We start from the raw sequence: 16,688 nt of genomic DNA, 5'->3' as shown, positions 1-16,688 counted from the left end.
CTGCAGTTGTGCGCACGTGCGGGTTTCGCCGGCTGCGCGTGACTCCGCTGCGGCGGCCTCGACGCGCTCGATGATGCCCTGGGCGATGGGCGCCGTGGTGAAGAGATGCACCCAGGCCATGCCGTCCGCTGCGGGCTCGAACTCCACCCGACGGTCCGCCTCGGACCGCCGGGCGCGGGCGGTGATCGACTCGGGGTGCAGTCGCTCGCGCAGGATGCGGGCGCGTCTGCGGAGGTTCGCGTTGGTCGACTCTTCCGCAACCGGCAGGACCTCAGCGAGGAACACCGTTCGCCCTGCGGTCGGCACGTCGCCGAGCTGGTCCATGATCGTCTGCGCATGACGGGCGGAGATACGACCGGCCTCAAGTGAGGCAAGCACAGCCGGCGCTTCGTTGACGAGCAGTTCGGCATCGTTGGTCGCACGCTGAACGGTCCGTTCCGGCGTCCGTGTCGCCATCGCGAGCGCCGCACAGGTCGACCGGCGCGACAGGGCCTGCCGTTCCGCCGGCGGGAAGATCGCCGGGACCGTGGCGTCGGCGAAGGCGTCCGCGTAGGCAGCGGAACGGGCCAGCAGTCGGGCCTCCTCGGCGTCCAGCTTGGCGCGACGCCGCTGGATGTCCGCGTACTGGTCCGAGAACTCCGCGAGGCGCGCGGCGTATTCGTCGCTCGCGCGGATCGCGGTGGTGCTGGTCTCGGTCATGGAACCAGTCCATCATGGACCACTGACATTCCAGATGTTGAGTCGGCCCGGTTGTGGAGGTGTCCTCGTGTGCCCTTCGACAGGCTCAGGGACCGGTTGAGGTTGCCCGGACGGGGGCGGAGTCGCGACGCGTCAGCTCGCGGCGTCGTCGGCTTCGAGCTGCAACCAGTCCTCGAAGTGCTGGCGCATCGCGCGCCTTGCGGCCTCGGCGTCTCGAGCGGCCAGGGCATCGACGACGGCGTAATGCACGCTGTCGGTCCGCCGGACGCCGCGCTCGTCCGGCTGCTCCACCTCGAGCGCGCGGAGTCGACGCTGCCGGATCGTCTCGCGGAGCACGTGACTGAAGCCCTCGTGCATGAGTCGGAAGATCGGGTCGTCGACGATGGCGTTCAGTCGGCTGTGGAAGTCGACGTCGGCCTCGAGCGCCGCATCGTGATCCTCGGCGAGCGTCGCGGCGATCATGCGGTCGACGTCGCCGCGCAGCACCGCGACCGCTTCGTCGGTGACGAGCCCGGCCGCCGCCTCGGCGACGGTCTCCTCCAGCATCATGCGCGACCGGGCGAACTGGTCGTCGGACAGGTAGCCCAGCTGACGGGAGATGGTGAACCAACTGCGGACGAAGTCGTCGCCCGGGGCGTCGATGGAGGTGCCCCGACCCTGGGTGCGGTGGAGGAAGCCGAGCCGTTCGAGGACGGCGAGCTGCTCGCGGAGGGCGCCGCGGCTCATCTGCAGTGCCTCGCCGAGTTCGCGTTCGGGCGGCAGACGCCGCGCGGAGGTGCCGGGCTCCGGCGTGGCCAGCTCAACGAGCCTCGCCACGAGCGCTTCGAGCGGCTCCGCCATCTTGCCCCCTCGATTGGTCCGACCAGTGTCGATGGTAGCCGGTGCTGCTGGCCGCTCTTCGACAGGCTCAGGGACCACGGTGTGGGGCTCAGGGACCGGGCGGGGCTCAGGGATGCGCCCATCGACGCAACACGCCCGCCCCGACGGATCGGGACGGGCGTGGAGACGACGTGTGTTGGCTAGACCGCCTGGAGGGCCTGGACCGCGCTCGTGAAGAAGGCGAGACCGTCGACACCGGAGCGCATGGCGACCGGGGTGTCGGGACCGAAACCGGGCTCGATCGCGTGCTCGGGGTGCGGCATGAGGCCCACGACGTTGCCGGCTGGGTTCGTGAGGCCGGCGATGTCGTCGAGCGAACCGTTCGGGTTCACGCCCGCGTAGCGGAACGTGACGAGGCCCTCGCCCTCGACGCGTGCCAGGGTCTCGGCGTCGGCGATGTAGCCGCCGTCGGCGTTCTTGAGCGGGATGGTGATCTCCTGCCCCTTCGAGAACTGGTGGGTCCAGGCGGTGTCGGCGTTCTCGACCGTGAGCAGCTGGTCGCGACGGATGAACTGCTGGTGGGCGTTCCGGATGAGGCCACCGGGCAGCAGGTGCGCCTCGACGAGCATCTGGAAGCCGTTGCAGATCCCGAGGATCGGCATGCCCTTGCCGGCGGCGTCCTTCAGCTCGGTCATGATCGGCGAGACCGCGGCGATCGCGCCGGCACGGAGGTAATCGCCGTAGCTGAAGCCACCGGGCAGGATCACGGCGTCGACACCCTGGAGGTCGTGGTCGCCGTGCCAGAGCGCGACGGGCTCGGCACCCGCCATGCGGACCGCGCGCTGGGCGTCGCGGTCGTCGAGTGAACCGGGGAAGGTGATGACACCGATACGGGTCGTCATGCCTCGGAGCCCTCGGGGTAGTGGATGGCCACGACGTCCTCGATCACGGCGTTCGAGAGGATGTCGTCGGCGATCTGCTGCACCGTGGCGCGCGTGGCGTCGGTGATGGGGCCGTCGACCGTGAGCTCGAACCGCTTGCCGATGCGGACATCGGTGAACTCGCTCTTGCCGAGACGCGCGAGGGCGCCGGCGACGGCCTTGCCCTGGGGGTCCAGCAGTTCGGCTTTCGGCATGACTTCTACGACGATGGTCGGCACGGAGGTCTCTTTCGTTGCGACGCGGCGGGGATGCGAACAGTCTAGCGCCGAGCGCACGACGCCCGTCCGACGGCGGTGCCTCGGCGCCGCGTCGTGGTCAGCGGGTCATTCCGGGAGGGCGGCGTCCGCTTCGTTCGCGTCGCCGGCGATGCCGCGGGCGAGCGTCTTGTTGCGGAAGAAGTCCGGTCGGAGCTTCGCCTGGATGAGCATGATGACGATGCCCGCCACGATGATGATCATGCCGAGGATGAACACGAGCCCGACACCGCCGATGTTCGACCCGCTGCCGTAGTCGGGGTCCGCGCTCTCGATGATCGTGGTGAAGAAGAGCACGCCCAGGATGAGACCGCCGACGAGCGGGGAGAAGAACTGGAAGAAGAAGTTCCGTGCGCTCGAGAACCACCGCTTCCGGAAGTACCAGACGCACGCGAACGCGGTCAGGCCGTAGTAGAAGCAGATCATCATGCCGAGGGTCGTGATCGTGTCCCAGAGGACGTCCTCGGAGATGAAGCGCATGACCGCGTAGAACGCCGACGCGACGACACTCGAGACGATCGTCGCGTAGCCGGGCGTGAAGAACTTCGGGTGCACCTTCGAGAACTTCGGCGACAGCGCGCCGTAGTGTCCCATCGCGAGCAGGGTCCGCGCAGGGGAGACGAACGTCGACTGCAGTGAGGCGGCCGAGGACGACAGCACCGCGATCGACACGAGGATCGCGAGCGGGCCGAGGATGGGCCCCGCGAGCGAGAAGAACACGTTGCCCTGGATGTCCTCGTTGCCGAGACCGAACTCGCCGTCGCCGACGCCCGCGTAGTTGATGAGCGCGACCGACAGGAACAGGTAGAGGACGACGATGATGATGACGGTCGCGGTGGCGGCCTTGCCCGGCGTCGAGCTCGACCCCTTCGTCTCCTCGCTCATCGTCAGCGTGACGTCCCAACCCCAGAAGATGAAGATGGAGAGTGAGAGGCCGGCGGCGAAGGCGCTGAACGAGCCGACGGCGAACGGGTTGAACCAGTCGAGCGAGATCGGGAGGGCGTCGAACGCGTCTCCGCCCGCCACGTGCGCGAAGGCGACGATGCCGAACAGGACCATCACGAGCAACTGGAAGCCCACGAGCACGTACTGCAGCTTCTGCGTCGTCTGCATGTCGCGGTAGGAGATGAGCGTCGCCCCGAGCATGAACGCCAGACAGGTGATGACGTTGATGAAGGGGTTCGACGTGAGGCCGGCGATGTCGGGGTTCTGGAAGATCTGCGACAGCATCAGGTAGAAGAAGTCGACCGCGATGCCCGCGAGGTTCGAGAGCACGACGATGGTCGCGGCGATGAGGCCCCAACCGGCCATCCAACCGACCCACGGGCCGAACGCGCGCGTCGCCCAGGTGAACGAGGTGCCGGAGTCCGGCATGCGGCTGTTGAGTTCCCGGTAGCCGAAGGCGACGAGCAGCATCGGGATGAAGCCGACGAGGAAGATGGCCGGCACGTGGGTGCCGACCTCCGCGACCGTCGGACCGAGGGCGCCGGTCAGGGTGTACGCCGGGGCGATGCACGAGATGCCGATGACGATCGCACCGATGAGGCCGACGGTGCCGGCGCCGAGGCCTTTCTTGGAGAGGGCGCCCGTCGCGGTCGTCTCGGGGTGGGCGACGTCGCGAGGCGGGGTGGTTTCGGGAGGAGTCATGTCGGGTCTCCGAGGGTCAGCACGGAGTCGCGGGGCACGACCACCATGGGTACGGGGAGCTCACGCAGCATCTTCGCTGCCGTGGAGCCGAGGAAGAGGTGCTTCGGGGTGGCGAGTCGGCTGGAACCGACGAGCACGATCTCCGCGGGCTTCCACTCGAGGTTCGAGACGGCGTCCTCGATGCGGGTGCCCGAGGCGATCTCGGTGGTCACGTCGATGTCCTTCGGCAGGTGCTCGGTCGCGTAGGCGAGGACCTCCGCCGCGTGCGACTCGGCCCTTGCGGTCGCCTCGGGGTGCTCGGCGCCCTCCGGCTGGTCGAGCGCGACGAGCGAGACCAGCCGGAGCGGGATGACCGCGTTCTTTGCGACGACGATGGCCGCGTCGAGCAGCTGGTGCGCGCCGGCACGGGTGCCGATCGCGCAGGTGATCCGGCTGACCGTTCCTCCGGTGGGCTGGGCCTCGAGGAGGTCCCGGCTGCCGACCGGAGCGAGGGCGACCGGGACGACCGCCGAGTGCAGGAGCGTGTTCGCGACGCTGCCGAGCGTGAACCGCCCGAGGAGTCCACCGCGCGCCGCACCGATGATGATGAGCCCGCCCTCGAGGATGCGGGAGGCCTCCAAGAGGCCCTCGGCGAACGACTCGTCGTACACGAGGTGCGTCTTGGCGGTGATGTCGGCTGGGACCGCGTCGAGCGCCTCGGCGAGCCAGCGTTCGGCCGTCTCACGGAGGAACCGTTCGTACCCGGGATCGGCCGGGGTGATCGTCGGGCGTTCCTCGTTCGCGAGCACGAGGACGATGTCGAGCCGGGCTCCGGTGGTCCGAGCGATCCGGATGCCGAGCGCGAGCGCGTCGCGTCCCGCCGGCGTATCGGTGTAGCCAACGATGTATCTCATCTGGTGTTCGCTTTCGATCGGGTGCGAAGGTGCCGGACTGCACGGCGGCGTGCGGGTGTTTCGTTGGTGCAGGGTATCGACGGGGGTGGCCCTTCGACAAGCTCAGGGACCGGAGGTGGTGGGCGGGGAGCGGAGCGGGCCCCGCTCCCCGGATCGCTACGCCTGGTGGCGGGCGATGATCGCCTCAGCGGTGTCGGCGCCCTTGCGGATCGCGCCGTCCACGTGCTGGTAGCCCTCGGCGGCGAGGTCGCTCGTCGACCAGAAGATCGGACCGACCGGCGTCGACTGCATGGCGCCGTAACGCGAGAGGCCGCCCAGGTCGAAGCTCGCCGCGTACGCGCCTCGCGTCCACTCCTCGCTGCCCCAGTCACTCTCGTAGTAGACGACGGGGGAGAGGGCCTGCTCGCCGTAGTAGTGGGAGAGCGAGGTGAGGATCCGCTCGCGACGCTCCTCGGCGCTCAGCTTGAAGACCTCGTCGGCGCGCTCGTCCGAGACGAACCCGACGAGCGTGCCGCGCGGGTCCTCGTGGTTCGTGTTGTCGTAGGCCTCGTGGACGAGCTCGTACGGGCTGAACGCGGTGGCCGACAGGCCGTCCGCGCGCCAGAACGGCGTCTCGTACACGGCGTGGACCTTGATGACGAGCCCGAGCGACATGTGCTGGTGCATCTGGTGGCTGAGGCGCGGCAGCGGCGGCTGGAAGTCGATGCGGGAGTAGAGGTTCGGCGGGACGGCGACGATCGCGTACCGCGCGTTGACCGTCACGCTGTCCGCCTCGGCCGAGACGCCGGCGTCGGACCACTCGAGGCGACGCACGGGCGAGGACAGGTGGACGTCGTCGCCGAGGGCCTCGGCGAGCTTGATCGGGACCTGCTGCAGGCCGCCGACGACGCGCTTGTCGAGGATGAAGTCGGCCTCGACGAGGTGGGTGAAGCTGCCGGCGGACGCCGCCATGAGGAGCGCCTGCAGGAGCGAGAAGGAGTGGGAGGGCTTCGTGAGCATCGCGGCGGCGATGAAGAGGGCGATGTTGTCGCGCGCCTCGGCGTCGTCCGTCTGCTCGGCGAGCCAGGCGCTCCACGAGATGCGGTCGTACTCCTTCGCCCGGGCGTGCGCCCACGGCTCGGAGACGCCGACCTCCTCCACGAGCTCGTCGAGCAGGGCGATGAGTCGCTCCATCTCCGCTGCGGTCGACTCGGCGACGGGGAAGATGTCACCCGTGAAGCGGGTGCGCACGCCCTCGGCATTGACGTAGACGCTGTCGCCCTCGCGGTACCGGGAGTAGGTGTCGAGCCCGAGCTCCTCGAGCGTGGCGAGCAGCGCGGTCTGGTCGGGGGAGACCCACTGGCCGCCCAGCTCGAGCATGGCTCCGTCGATGTGGTTCGTCCAGAGGCGACCACCGACGCGGTCGCGCGCCTCGAGGACGGCGACGGACAGGCCCGCCGCCCGGAGCTTGGTGGCGGCCGTGAGCCCGGAGGCCCCGGCGCCGATGATGACGACGTCGCGTTCGATAGCGCTCATGAGGTGTCTTCCTGTTCGTGGCCCTTCGACGAGCTCAGGGACCGGGGTGGTGCTCGGGTGACCGGGTGGTGCTCGGGTGACCGGGTGGTGCTCGGGACCGGGGTGGTGCTCGGGTGGTGCTCGGGCCCGGCGCCGATAGTCGAGTATGGCGGATTCGGCGGTCGGATGGAACCGAGGATGGCGAGGTCGCCGGTCGGATCGGCGATCGGCGACGGTTTCCGTTGTGCCGACCGAGGTAGATCAGCCGATGGGCGTCATGGTGTACTTCGTGTACAGGTACTCGTGGATGCCCTCGAGCCCGCCCTCGCGTCCGATGCCCGACTGCTTGACCCCACCGAACGGTGCTGCGGCGTTCGAGATGACGCCGACGTTGAGGCCCATCATGCCGGTCTGCAGACGGCCGATCATGCGCTGTCCGCGGGCGAGGTCGGTGGTGAACACGTAGGAGACGAGCCCGTACTCGGTGTCGTTCGCGAGCCGCACGGCCTCATCCTCGTCGTCGAACGGCACGATCGCGAGGACCGGGCCGAAGATCTCCTCGCGGAGGATGTCGGACCCCGGCACGACGCCGGTGACGACCGTCGGCTGGAAGAAGGTGCCCGGTCCGTCGACGGCCTCGCCGCCGGTGAGGACCTCGGCGCCGCGCTCGACGGCGTCGCCCACGAGGGTCTTCGCCTTCGTGACCGCGCGGTCGTCGATGAGTGGGCCGATCGTCACGCCGTCATCGGTACCACGACCGATGCGGAACGCGTTCACCTTGTCGGTGACGCGCTTCGCGAACTCGTCCGCGACGTCGCGGTGGACGATGAAGCGGTTCGCCGCGGTGCACGCCTGTCCGATGTTGCGGAACTTGGCGGCCATCGCGCCCTCCACGGCCTTGTCGAGGTCGGCGTCCTCGAACACGACGAACGGGGCGTTGCCGCCGAGCTCCATCGAGGTGCGGAGGACGTTCTTCGCGGACTGCTCGATGAGCTTCTGACCGACGGCCGTCGATCCTGTGAAGCTCAGTTTGCGGAGCCGCGGGTCGGCGATGATCGGGCCGGAGACCGCGGAGGAGCTGGAGGTGGTGATGACGTTCACGACGCCTGCGGGGAGCCCGGCGTCCTCGAGCAGCTTCACGAAGTACAGGGTTGTGAGCGGGGTGAGCTCGGCGGGCTTGACGACGACCGTGCAGCCGGCTGCGAGCGCCGGGGCGATCTTGCGGGTCGCCATCGCGAGGGGGAAGTTCCACGGGGTGATGAGGAAGCACGGGCCGACGGGGTGCTGCGAGACGGTCATCATGCCGGTGCCCTCGGGGTTCGACCCGTAGCGTCCCGAGATGCGGACGGCCTCCTCGGAGAACCAGCGGAGGAACTCACCACCGTAGGTGACCTCGCCGTTCGCCTCGGCGAGCGGCTTGCCCATCTCGAGCGTCATGAGGAGGGCGAACTCCTCGCGACGCTCCTGCAGGAGGTCGAAGGCCTTCCGGAGGATGTTGGAGCGGGTGCGGGGAGCGGTCGCCGCCCACTCGTCCTGGGCTGCGACCGCGGCGTCGAGGGCCGCCGTGCCGTCGGCGACCGAGGCGTCCGCGATCGTCTTGATGACGTCGCCGGTGGACGGGTCGCTCACGTCGAGCGTCGCGCCCTCCGTCGCGTCGCGCCAGACGCCTCCGATGAACAGGCCGTTCGGGACCTTGGCGAGCAGATCGGTTTCACGTGCGTCGGTCATGGGGGGAGCTCCTTGGTGGTGTCGGTGCCGTCGGTCACAGTGTTTCAGCGTGCATGCCCCTCGACAAGCTCAGGGTCCGGGGTTGTGCTGCGGGGGCCGCCTCGGTCCCTGCCCTTCGACAGGCTCAGGGACCGGCGGGTGTGGCGTCAGTTCGCGGCGAGCGCCTCGAGGACGACGTCGAGTCCTTCGTCGAGCAGTTCGAGGGGGATGGTCAGTGGTGGGAGGAAGCGGACCACGTTGCCGTAGGTGCCGCAGGTCAGGACGATGACGCCGGCCTGGTGAGAGGCCTTCGCGACGCGTGCTGTGAGGGCGGCGTCGGGCTCGCCGGTGGCCGGGTCGACGAACTCGACCGCCATCATGGCGCCGCGCCCGCGGATGTCGCCGATGCGCGGGTCGGAGGTCTGCGCCGCGGTGAAGCGGTCGACGATGCGGGTTTCGATCGCCCGGGCCGAGGCTGCGAGGTCCTCCTCCTCGTACGCTTCGATCGCCGCAAGGGCGGCGACACAGGCGAGTGGGTTGCCACCGTAGGTGCCACCGAGCCCGCCGGCGTGCGGGGCGTCCATGATCTCCGCGCGTCCGGTGACGGCGGAGAGTGGCAGGCCCCCCGCGATGCCCTTGGCGGTGATGATGAGGTCGGGCACGATGTCGAAGCGCTCGGACGCGAACATCGCACCCGTGCGGGCGAAGCCGGTCTGCACCTCGTCGGCGATGAAGACGACGTCGTTCGTGCGGGCCCAGTCGAGCAGGGCCGGCAGGAAGCCGTCCGCCGGGACGATGAAGCCGCCTTCGCCCTGGATGGGTTCGATGATGATCGCCGCGAGATTGTCTGCGCCGATCTGCTTCTCGATCTGGGTGATCGCGCGCTGCGCCGCTTCGGGGCCGGTGAGCCCGCCGTCGCGGAAGGGGTAGGACAGCGGTGCGCGGTACACCTCGGAGGCGAAGGGACCGAAACCGCTCTTGTACGGCATGGACTTGGCGGTGAGGGCCATCGTCAGGTTCGTGCGGCCGTGGTACGCGTGGTCGAAGGCGACGACCGCCTGCTTCTTCGTGTGGCTGCGGGCGATCTTCACCGCGTTCTCGACCGCTTCGGCGCCCGAGTTGAACAGTGCCGTCCGCTTGGCGTGGTCGCCGGGGGTGAGGCGGTTGAGCGCCTCGGCGACCTCGACGTAGGAGTCGTAGGGGGTGATGGTGAAGCAGGTGTGGGTGAACTCCTGCAGCTGTCGGGTGACGGCCTCGACGACGCGCGGGTTGCTGTTGCCCACGCCGGTCACGGCGATGCCGGACCCGAGGTCGATCAGGGAGTTGCCGTCGACGTCGACGAGGACGCCACCGCCCGCGCCGGCCGCGAACACCGGCATCGTCGTGCCGACGCCGGACGCGACCGCAGCGTGTTTCCGGGCCATGAGTTCCTCGGAGATCGGTCCGGGGATGGCGGTGACGAGGCGACGTTCCTGGGGGAGCGAGGGTCCGCCGAGGATGGAGGGCGCGGGGGCTGCGGTGCTGCTCGTCATCGGTACTCCTTCGGCTGCCGCGTCCGGCGGGGGCGCCGAGGTCGTCCGCGAGCAGTGCCACCAGGCTAGGCAGCGGTCCGCATCGGTACAGTCGACAGTCTGTCCATACCAGCGGCTTCAGTTGGACGATCCGGCATCCCTGCGTAGACTCGCGCCATGGCACCGACGCTGCAGGACCTCCTCAACCACCGTGCGCTCGGCCTGAAGCTCGTGGTGGCAGGAACCGAGGGCGCCCTCGACCGGCAGGTCGCCTGGGTCTCCGGGTCGGACCTGCCGGACCCCACGCCCTTCCTCCTCGCCGACCAGGTGCTGCTCACGACGGGCACGCAGTTCGGGACCGCCGTGTCGACGACGCAGGTCGAGGCGTACGTCGCCCGCCTCGCCGACGCCGGTGTCGCCGGACTGGGGTTCGGTACCGAGGTGATCACGGCCGGGACACCGCCGGAACTCGCCGAGGCCTGCGCGGCGCACGGGATGCCGCTCGTCGAGGTCCCGTACCGCACGCCGTTCATCGCCGTCATCCGGTACGCGGCCGACCTCCTCACCGAGGCGGCTCGGGCGAGGGACGCCTGGGCACTGGGCGCCCAGCGCGCGATCGCGTTCGCCGCGCTCCGCCCCGACGCGACGGTCGCCGTCGTCACCGAACTCGCGCGGTCCCTCGGCGCCTGGGTCGTGCTCTTCGACGCGCACGCGACCCCGGTGGCGATCGCGGGCGACGGGCCCACCGCCGGTCCCGAGGCCGAGCGCCTCCTGGAGCGGGTGGCCGGCGAGGCCACCATGCTCCTGAGCCGCGGACAGCGTTCGGGGGCGACGCTCGCGAGCCGCACCCGCACGGTGTCGCTCCAGACCCTCGGTCGGCGCGGGGACCTCCGGGGCGTGCTCGCCATCGACGGGACCGACGGCCCGTTGGACGCCGCGGCCCAGAGCGTCGTGACCTCCGTCGTCGCCATCGCCGGGCTCACCCTCGAGCAGGGCGGCGCACTCGGACGGGCGGGGCGCTCGCTGCGCACCGGTGTCTGGCAGCTGCTCCGCGCCGGACAGGCCACCGCGGCGCGCGAGGTCGCCGAACAGCTCGGCACGCCGTTGCCGAGCGGAGCTGTTCGTGTCGGCGTCTGCTCCGGGCCGACCGACGGGCGCGAGGCGCTCCTCACCGAGCTGGAACGGGCCGAGACGCTCGGTCCGGGTTCGCTCTTCGTCGCCGAGCAGGACGGACGGCCCGTCCTGCTTCTCGCAGCGGCTGAGGGGGACACCGAGACGGACGTCGATCGGGCGGTCGAGGCGGTGATCGCGGCGGCCCCCGCACGCCGGCTCGGACTCTCCCGATCCCTCGCGCTCGCTGATCTGCCGACGGGGATCGAGCAGGCTGTCTCCGCGCACGAGCACGCCGTCTCCGCAGGCGAGGCCGTCGTGCGGTTCGGGGCGCTCGCCGCGGCAGGGATGGCAGGGTTGCTCGACCCCGTCCGCGCCGCCGCCGTGGCCGAGGAACTGCTCGAGCCCGTGCTCCGCGTCGACCGCGAGGAGGGCTCCGACCTCGTGCCGAGCCTCCGCGGCTGGCTCGAGGCGAACGGCCAGTGGGAGCCCGCCGCGCGGCGACTCGGGATCCATCGACACACGCTCCGCAACCGCATCACCCGGGTGGAACAGGTGCTCGGGCGACCGCTCGACACCTTCGCCGCTCGGGCCGAACTCTGGCTCGCGCTGGCCAGCCTGCCGGACGGGGATGCGTTGCGGTCCCGCGAGGCCGTTCTGTAGCCTCGACCGCACGGCGCGCGTGTGCTCCGTGGAACCACGAAGGGGGCGGCGCGCATGAGGATCCGAACGGTGGTCGCCCGGGTGCCGGTCACGATCGCCCTGGTGCTGGTCGTCCTCGTCGTGGGTGTCGTCGGGCGTGGCCTCTGGGAGTCGACGACGGCGCAACCGTGGTGGGACGCGGTCGCCTACGGCTTGCCCGCCTTCGAGGCCGGGCGCTGGTGGACTCCCGTCACCGGGACGTTCCTCGTCGTGGAGCCGTGGGCCTACGTGTTCGCGGTGATCGGGTTCGCCTGGGTCGGCCTGCTGGAGTGGTGGCGGGGATCGAAGGTCGCGCTCATCACCTTCGCCGCCGGTCAGCTCGTCGCCGTCCTCGCCACCGCCGGGTTCCTCTGGGCCGCGAGTCAACTGCCCTGGCCGTGGGCGACGAGCCTCGCCGGGATGCTCGACGTCGGTCCCTCCGGCGGGACGATGGCCTGCTTCGCCGCGTGCGTGTCGCTCTTCGCCTCTCCGTGGCGGCAGCGGGGCTGGATCATCGTCGCGTCCTACGCCGCGATCGGGGTCCTCTTCATCGGGTCGCTCGCGGACCTCGAGCACGCCTTCGCGGTGCTCTTCGTCCTCGCGGTGAACCGTTCCTTCCGCATCCAGCGGGCCAGTGTGCGCGAGCGCCGACTGCTCGCGTTCACGACGAGCGTGGCCCTCGGCGTCGTCCAGATCGTCGCCCTGCTCGTGCCGACCAACGGCCCGTTCGGTCCGACCGCTCCGGCGGAGGGCCCGTGGCTCGACGTCGCGATCGACACGGTCGTGATCATCGTCGTCGCCAACGGCCTGCGGCTCGGTCGTCGCTGGGCGTGGGTGCTGAGCGTCGTCTGGGCGATCCTCAACGTCCTGGTCGCGGTCCTGTACCTGGCGCTGTCGCCGCTCGATCCCGCCGACCTCCCGATCGACTGGGGCGACACCGACGTGTTCCTGGCGACGTCGGTGCTCTGGCTCGCCTTCCTGGTCTACCTCGTCGCGACCCGCAGCGCGTTCTCATCCCACCGACGCCGACAGCTCGGCGTCGGGCGCAAGCAGCAGCAGGACCTGCCGTCGGCGGACGACGCCCGCGCGCTCATCCGGACCGAGGGCGGCGGCTCGCTCTCCTGGATGGCCACGTGGGACGGCATGGAGTACTTCCGCACCTCGGTGGGCCTCGTGCCCTACCAGAAGCACGCCGGTGTCGCGATCGTGCTGGCCGACCCGCTCGGCCCACCGGATCACCTGCGGGCGAGCGTCGCGGAGTTCGTCCAGGCGGCCGAGCGCGACTCCCTCATCCCGTGCTTCTTCAGTTCCAGCCAGGGGACGAAGGACGCGATGCCCGAGGGATGGCGCGACCTCATCATCGCGGACGACACGATCGTCGACCTTCCCGGTCTCGCGTTCACCGGCAAGGCCTGGTCGAACATCCGCACGGCGCTCAACAAGGCCGAGCGCGAGGGGATGGTCTTCCGGATGAGCACCTACGCCGCCGAGACGTGGGGCGTCCGACAGCAGATCCGCGCCATCTCCGAGGGCTGGGTCGGCGACAAGGGTCTGCCGGAGATGCGGTTCACCCTCGGGACCCTGCAGGAGGCCGACGACCCCGAGGTCCGTCTGGCACTCGCGATCTCGCCGGACGGCGACGTCGACGGCTTCCTCAGCTGGCTCCCGGTCTTCGGCCCCGACGGCGAGCACCGCGGATGGACGCTCGACCTCATGCGGCGCCGCGAGGAGGGCTTCGGTTCGGTCATGGAGTTCCTCATCGCCTCCTCGGCCAAGGTCTTCGCCGAGGAGGGCGCGCAGATCCTCTCGCTCTCGGGTGCGCCGCTCGCACACCGGGTGGAGGACGACGAGGGCCGCATCGCGCACCTGCTGGGTCAGCTCAGCGGCATCCTGGAGCCCGTGTACGGCTTCTCGTCCCTCCACCGGTTCAAGCAGAAGTTCAACCCGCGATCGGAGCCGATCTACCTCCTGTACCGCGACGAGGGCGACCTCACGCGGATCGCGGCGGCGCTCACCCGTGCGTTCCTGCCGGACGCGACCCTCCGGCAGTTCGCCGGCGCCGGCATCGACATGCTCAAGCGCGACTGAGCGAGGCCGGCCCTCAGGCGGTGTCGCCGCCCGGGAGTCCCGCTGCGCCGAGGTGTGTCGCCCCGCGGGACCGCGCTCGCTGCTCGGCGAGGGCGGCGGCGAACTCCGTCTCCCAGTCGGAAGCGACCTCGATGCCGAGGCGCCCGGCCTCCTCGATGGTCAGCTCCTTCGGGAAGCCGTTCGTGTCGGACAGCCGGAACACGTCGTGTCCCGTCATGATCCGTCCGGCGTACCCCTGGACCATCTGGAGCCCTGCGCCCAGCGTGCGCCGGAACGACTGCTCCTCCTTGACGAGGACGGCGACGACCTCGTCGCGGGCGGCGGCCACCTCCGGGTAGTCGTCGGCGTACAACCCGGCGATGACGGGCACGATCTCGCCGAAGAAGTTCTCGTGGAGATCGAGCGAGAGCGCCAGCCGGATCGCCCGTCGGAGCAGTCGTCGCATGACGTAGCCCTGCTCCTTGTTCGACGGACGCACACCGTCCACCGCGAGGAAGGTCGCACCCCGCAGGTGGTCGGCGATGATGCGCATGGCGGTGGTCTCGTCCTCGTAGCGTCTCCCGGTGAGCTCCTCGAGGCGCGCGACGATGGGCCAGAGCAGCGAGATGCGGAAGACGTCGTCGGAGTCGATCGACGCGGCGGCGATGCGTTCGAGGCCGCCGCCGAAGTCGACGTTGCGTCTGGCGAGTTCCTCGAACGAGCCGTCCTCGCGCCGTCGGTACTGCATGAACACCTGGTTGCCGATCTCCATGAACCGTCCGCCGTCGCTCGCGGGATGCGCGAGGCCGTACGACGGGTCCTGGAACTCGGGGCCGAAGTCGTAGAACACCTCGCTGTCGGGGCCGCACGGGTCGCCGATCGGGGTGCCCTCGAGTGACCCGCCGCGGGACCACCAGTTCTCGCCGCCGTCGTAGAAGAAGATCCGCTCGCCGGGCCGCACCCCGCGGGCGTCGCCGTCGGCCTGGGAGCCGATCTCCGCGATCCCGTTGGAGACCCCGCGCTCGGCGAACACCGACGCCCAGATCGACGCGGCCTCGTCGTCGCGCGGGATGCCGTTCGCGGGATCGCCGATGAAGCAGGTGACGGAGATCCGCTCCGGATCCAGTCCGACGACGTCGACCAGGAAGGTGAAGAACTGCCGGATCTGCGTCTCCTTGAAATAGTCGCCGAGCGACCAGTTGCCGAGCATCTCGAAGAAGGTGGTGTGCCGGTTGTCGCCGACGTCCTCGATGTCCTGGGCCCGGACGCACGGCTGGCTGTCGGTCAACCGCCTCCCATCGGGGTGATCCTCACCGAGGAGGAACGGCAGGAGCGCCTGCATCCCGCTGCCGTTGAAGAGGGTGCTCGTGTCGCCGCGCGGGACGAGCGGAGCCCGCTTGATCAACGCGTGGCCGTTCCGTTCGAGGAAGTCGAGGTAGGCGTTCCGGATGTCGTGGGCGTCCATGCCGACACGATTCCAGCTTTCCGGTCCGAGGGGAAGCCGCTGGCGCGGCGACCCGACTCAGTCCGCGTCGTGGAGTGACCGCAGGGCGGTCACGACGTCGTCGTGCCAGCGGCGGGCCGCAGGGAGCACGCCGCCGAAGATCGGGGTGTCGTGCGTCGCGCCCAGGTACATCGTCCCGCTCGCGTCGACGCCGTCGGCCCGGAGCGCGGCGAGGTAGGCCGCGCCGTCACCGCGGAGGGGGTCGTACTCGGCCGTGAGGATCACGGCGCGGGGGAGGTCCGCGTGCGACCGGGCGAGGAGGGGCGACGCGTGCGGCTCCTTCGCCTGACGTCGGTCCAGGAGGTAGGTCTTCGCCACGGAGCGCAGCTCCTTGATCGCGAAGATCCTCGGGATGCCCATCTCCCGCACAGGACGGAGGTCGATGTGGCCGCCGGTGAGGTCCGTGACCGGCACCTCGAGCAGCTGGAGTCGGATGGGCAGCCGGCCGCGTTCACGGTTCGCGAGCGTGAGCGCCGCCGCGATGCTGCCGCCGGCGGACACCCCGGCGACGGCGATCCGCCCCGTGTCGATCCCGAGCGTCGTGGCCTGGGCGAACAGCCACTCGAGCGCCGCGTGGGCCTGCTCCAGCTGGGTCGGGTACCGGTGCTCGGGAGCGAGCGCGTAGTCGACGGCGGCGATGACCACGCCGGCGTCGGCCGCCCGACGACGGAACCCCGCGTCGGTCGTCGGGTAGTCGATCCCGCCGATGCGGAACGCCCCACCGAAGAAGGACAGGACCGCGGGCACCGCCTGGTGTCCGTCGGCCGTGGGCGGGTGATAGAGCCGGATCCGGACGTCGGGGAAGCCGGCGACCGCGATCGTGTGCTCCTCGATGCGCAGCTCCGGGCCCGGGACGCCGACGGTCGCGAGCTCCTTCTTGTCCCAGTTCCGCGCGGCCTTGCGGTGCTGTGCGCGTGTCTTCTTGCGGCGGGGTTCGGCGGTGGTGGCCTTCGCCGTCGGGCTCGAGGGCTTCGCCTTCGGTCCGGTGGCCTTCGGGGAGGTCGACTTCGGGTCCGCGGCGGGAGCGGGCTTCGGGCGTGCGACGGTGGTCGTCTTCGGCCGCAGGAAGAAGGCCTTCGCCTGCTCGAGTGCGGTCGAGATGAGGTAGGCGCGGTGCGTCCGCGCTCGTTCGACGAAGATCGGGTCGAGAGGCAAACGACTCACCTGCCTTGCTGCTCGGATGGGCGGATCCCAGCAGTCTAGGCGGGCTCGGCAGACGACGACCGTGGCTTGCCTGATCGATCCTTCCGCGCGGCTTCACCTCCTGTTCACCGGGAGGCCCGGCCCTGTTCGGGTGCCGCTCGTAGCGTGATCACACGTACGGCACACAGCAGTGCCCGCGTCGGTCACTCGCGGTTCCG

Annotated in this window: 13 protein-coding genes; 2 read left to right on the top strand and 11 right to left on the bottom strand. The window is 70.2% G+C overall.

All coding sequences use genetic code 11. From position 1 onward, the window contains the following. The 9 genes from BIU99_RS17950 to gabT all read right to left on the bottom strand — a co-directional run. Positions 1–699, bottom strand: a 699-nt coding sequence (locus BIU99_RS17950) for a DUF222 domain-containing protein (RefSeq protein ID WP_139205500.1), incomplete at its 3' end; no start/stop codon positions are given. A gap of 132 nt (positions 700–831) precedes the next feature. Then, a complete protein-coding gene (locus tag BIU99_RS17945; protein WP_071262431.1) occupies positions 832–1,539 on the bottom strand; it encodes a FadR/GntR family transcriptional regulator in 708 nt (235 codons plus the stop codon). Between the two features lie 179 nt (positions 1,540–1,718). Further along, positions 1,719–2,420 (bottom strand): phosphoribosylformylglycinamidine synthase subunit PurQ, encoded by a 702-nt coding sequence (gene purQ / locus BIU99_RS17940; protein ID WP_071262430.1) that lies wholly within the window; start codon positions 2,418–2,420, stop codon positions 1,719–1,721. Beyond that, positions 2,417–2,677: a phosphoribosylformylglycinamidine synthase subunit PurS gene (gene purS / locus BIU99_RS17935; protein ID WP_064294182.1), complete on the bottom strand. Its 261-nt coding sequence runs from the start codon at positions 2,675–2,677 to the stop codon at positions 2,417–2,419. Before purS ends, purQ begins: the two co-directional genes overlap by 4 nt. A gap of 105 nt (positions 2,678–2,782) precedes the next feature. Further along, positions 2,783–4,360 (bottom strand): APC family permease, encoded by a 1,578-nt coding sequence (locus tag BIU99_RS17930; RefSeq protein WP_071262429.1) that lies wholly within the window; start codon positions 4,358–4,360, stop codon positions 2,783–2,785. Continuing rightward, entirely contained in the window at positions 4,357–5,253 is an 897-nt protein-coding gene (locus BIU99_RS17925) for a universal stress protein (RefSeq protein WP_064294184.1), read from the bottom strand. The genes BIU99_RS17930 and BIU99_RS17925 overlap by 4 nt, the downstream gene beginning before the upstream one ends. Positions 5,254–5,409: 156 nt before the next feature. Then, complete coding sequence (locus BIU99_RS17920; protein WP_071262428.1) at positions 5,410–6,768, bottom strand: NAD(P)/FAD-dependent oxidoreductase; 1,359 nt, start codon at positions 6,766–6,768, stop codon at positions 5,410–5,412. Between the two features lie 240 nt (positions 6,769–7,008). Further along, positions 7,009–8,475 (bottom strand): NAD-dependent succinate-semialdehyde dehydrogenase, encoded by a 1,467-nt coding sequence (locus tag BIU99_RS17915; protein WP_071262427.1) that lies wholly within the window; start codon positions 8,473–8,475, stop codon positions 7,009–7,011. Between the two features lie 146 nt (positions 8,476–8,621). Then, positions 8,622–9,986, bottom strand: coding sequence for a 4-aminobutyrate--2-oxoglutarate transaminase (gene gabT / locus BIU99_RS17910; RefSeq protein WP_071262426.1), 1,365 nt, complete (start codon positions 9,984–9,986; stop codon positions 8,622–8,624). 156 nt (positions 9,987–10,142) lie between these two features. Here gabT and BIU99_RS17905 point away from each other — a divergent pair, with 156 nt between their 5' ends. Beyond that, positions 10,143–11,738 carry a PucR family transcriptional regulator gene (locus tag BIU99_RS17905; RefSeq protein WP_071262425.1) on the top strand — a complete coding sequence of 532 codons (1,596 nt, stop codon included), beginning with the start codon at positions 10,143–10,145 and terminating at the stop codon, positions 11,736–11,738. Positions 11,739–11,792: 54 nt separating this feature from the next. Next, on the top strand, positions 11,793–13,844 hold the full coding sequence (locus BIU99_RS17900) for a bifunctional lysylphosphatidylglycerol flippase/synthetase MprF (RefSeq protein ID WP_083397454.1): 2,052 nt from the start codon (positions 11,793–11,795) through the stop codon (positions 13,842–13,844). A 13-nt stretch (positions 13,845–13,857) separates the two neighbouring features. On the opposite strand, the gene BIU99_RS17895 is transcribed toward BIU99_RS17900, so the two are convergent. Then, a complete protein-coding gene (locus tag BIU99_RS17895; RefSeq protein WP_071262423.1) occupies positions 13,858–15,288 on the bottom strand; it encodes an alanine--tRNA ligase-related protein in 1,431 nt (476 codons plus the stop codon). Between the two features lie 57 nt (positions 15,289–15,345). Beyond that, on the bottom strand, positions 15,346–16,491 hold the full coding sequence (locus BIU99_RS17890) for an alpha/beta hydrolase (RefSeq protein WP_254773652.1): 1,146 nt from the start codon (positions 16,489–16,491) through the stop codon (positions 15,346–15,348). Between the last annotated feature and the right edge of the window lie 197 nt (positions 16,492–16,688).

Source organism: Plantibacter sp. MMLR14_011 (assembly GCF_001865025.1).
GTDB lineage: Bacteria > Actinomycetota > Actinomycetes > Actinomycetales > Microbacteriaceae > Plantibacter > Plantibacter flavus_A.
This window is presented reverse-complemented; position numbering and strand designations above follow the sequence as displayed.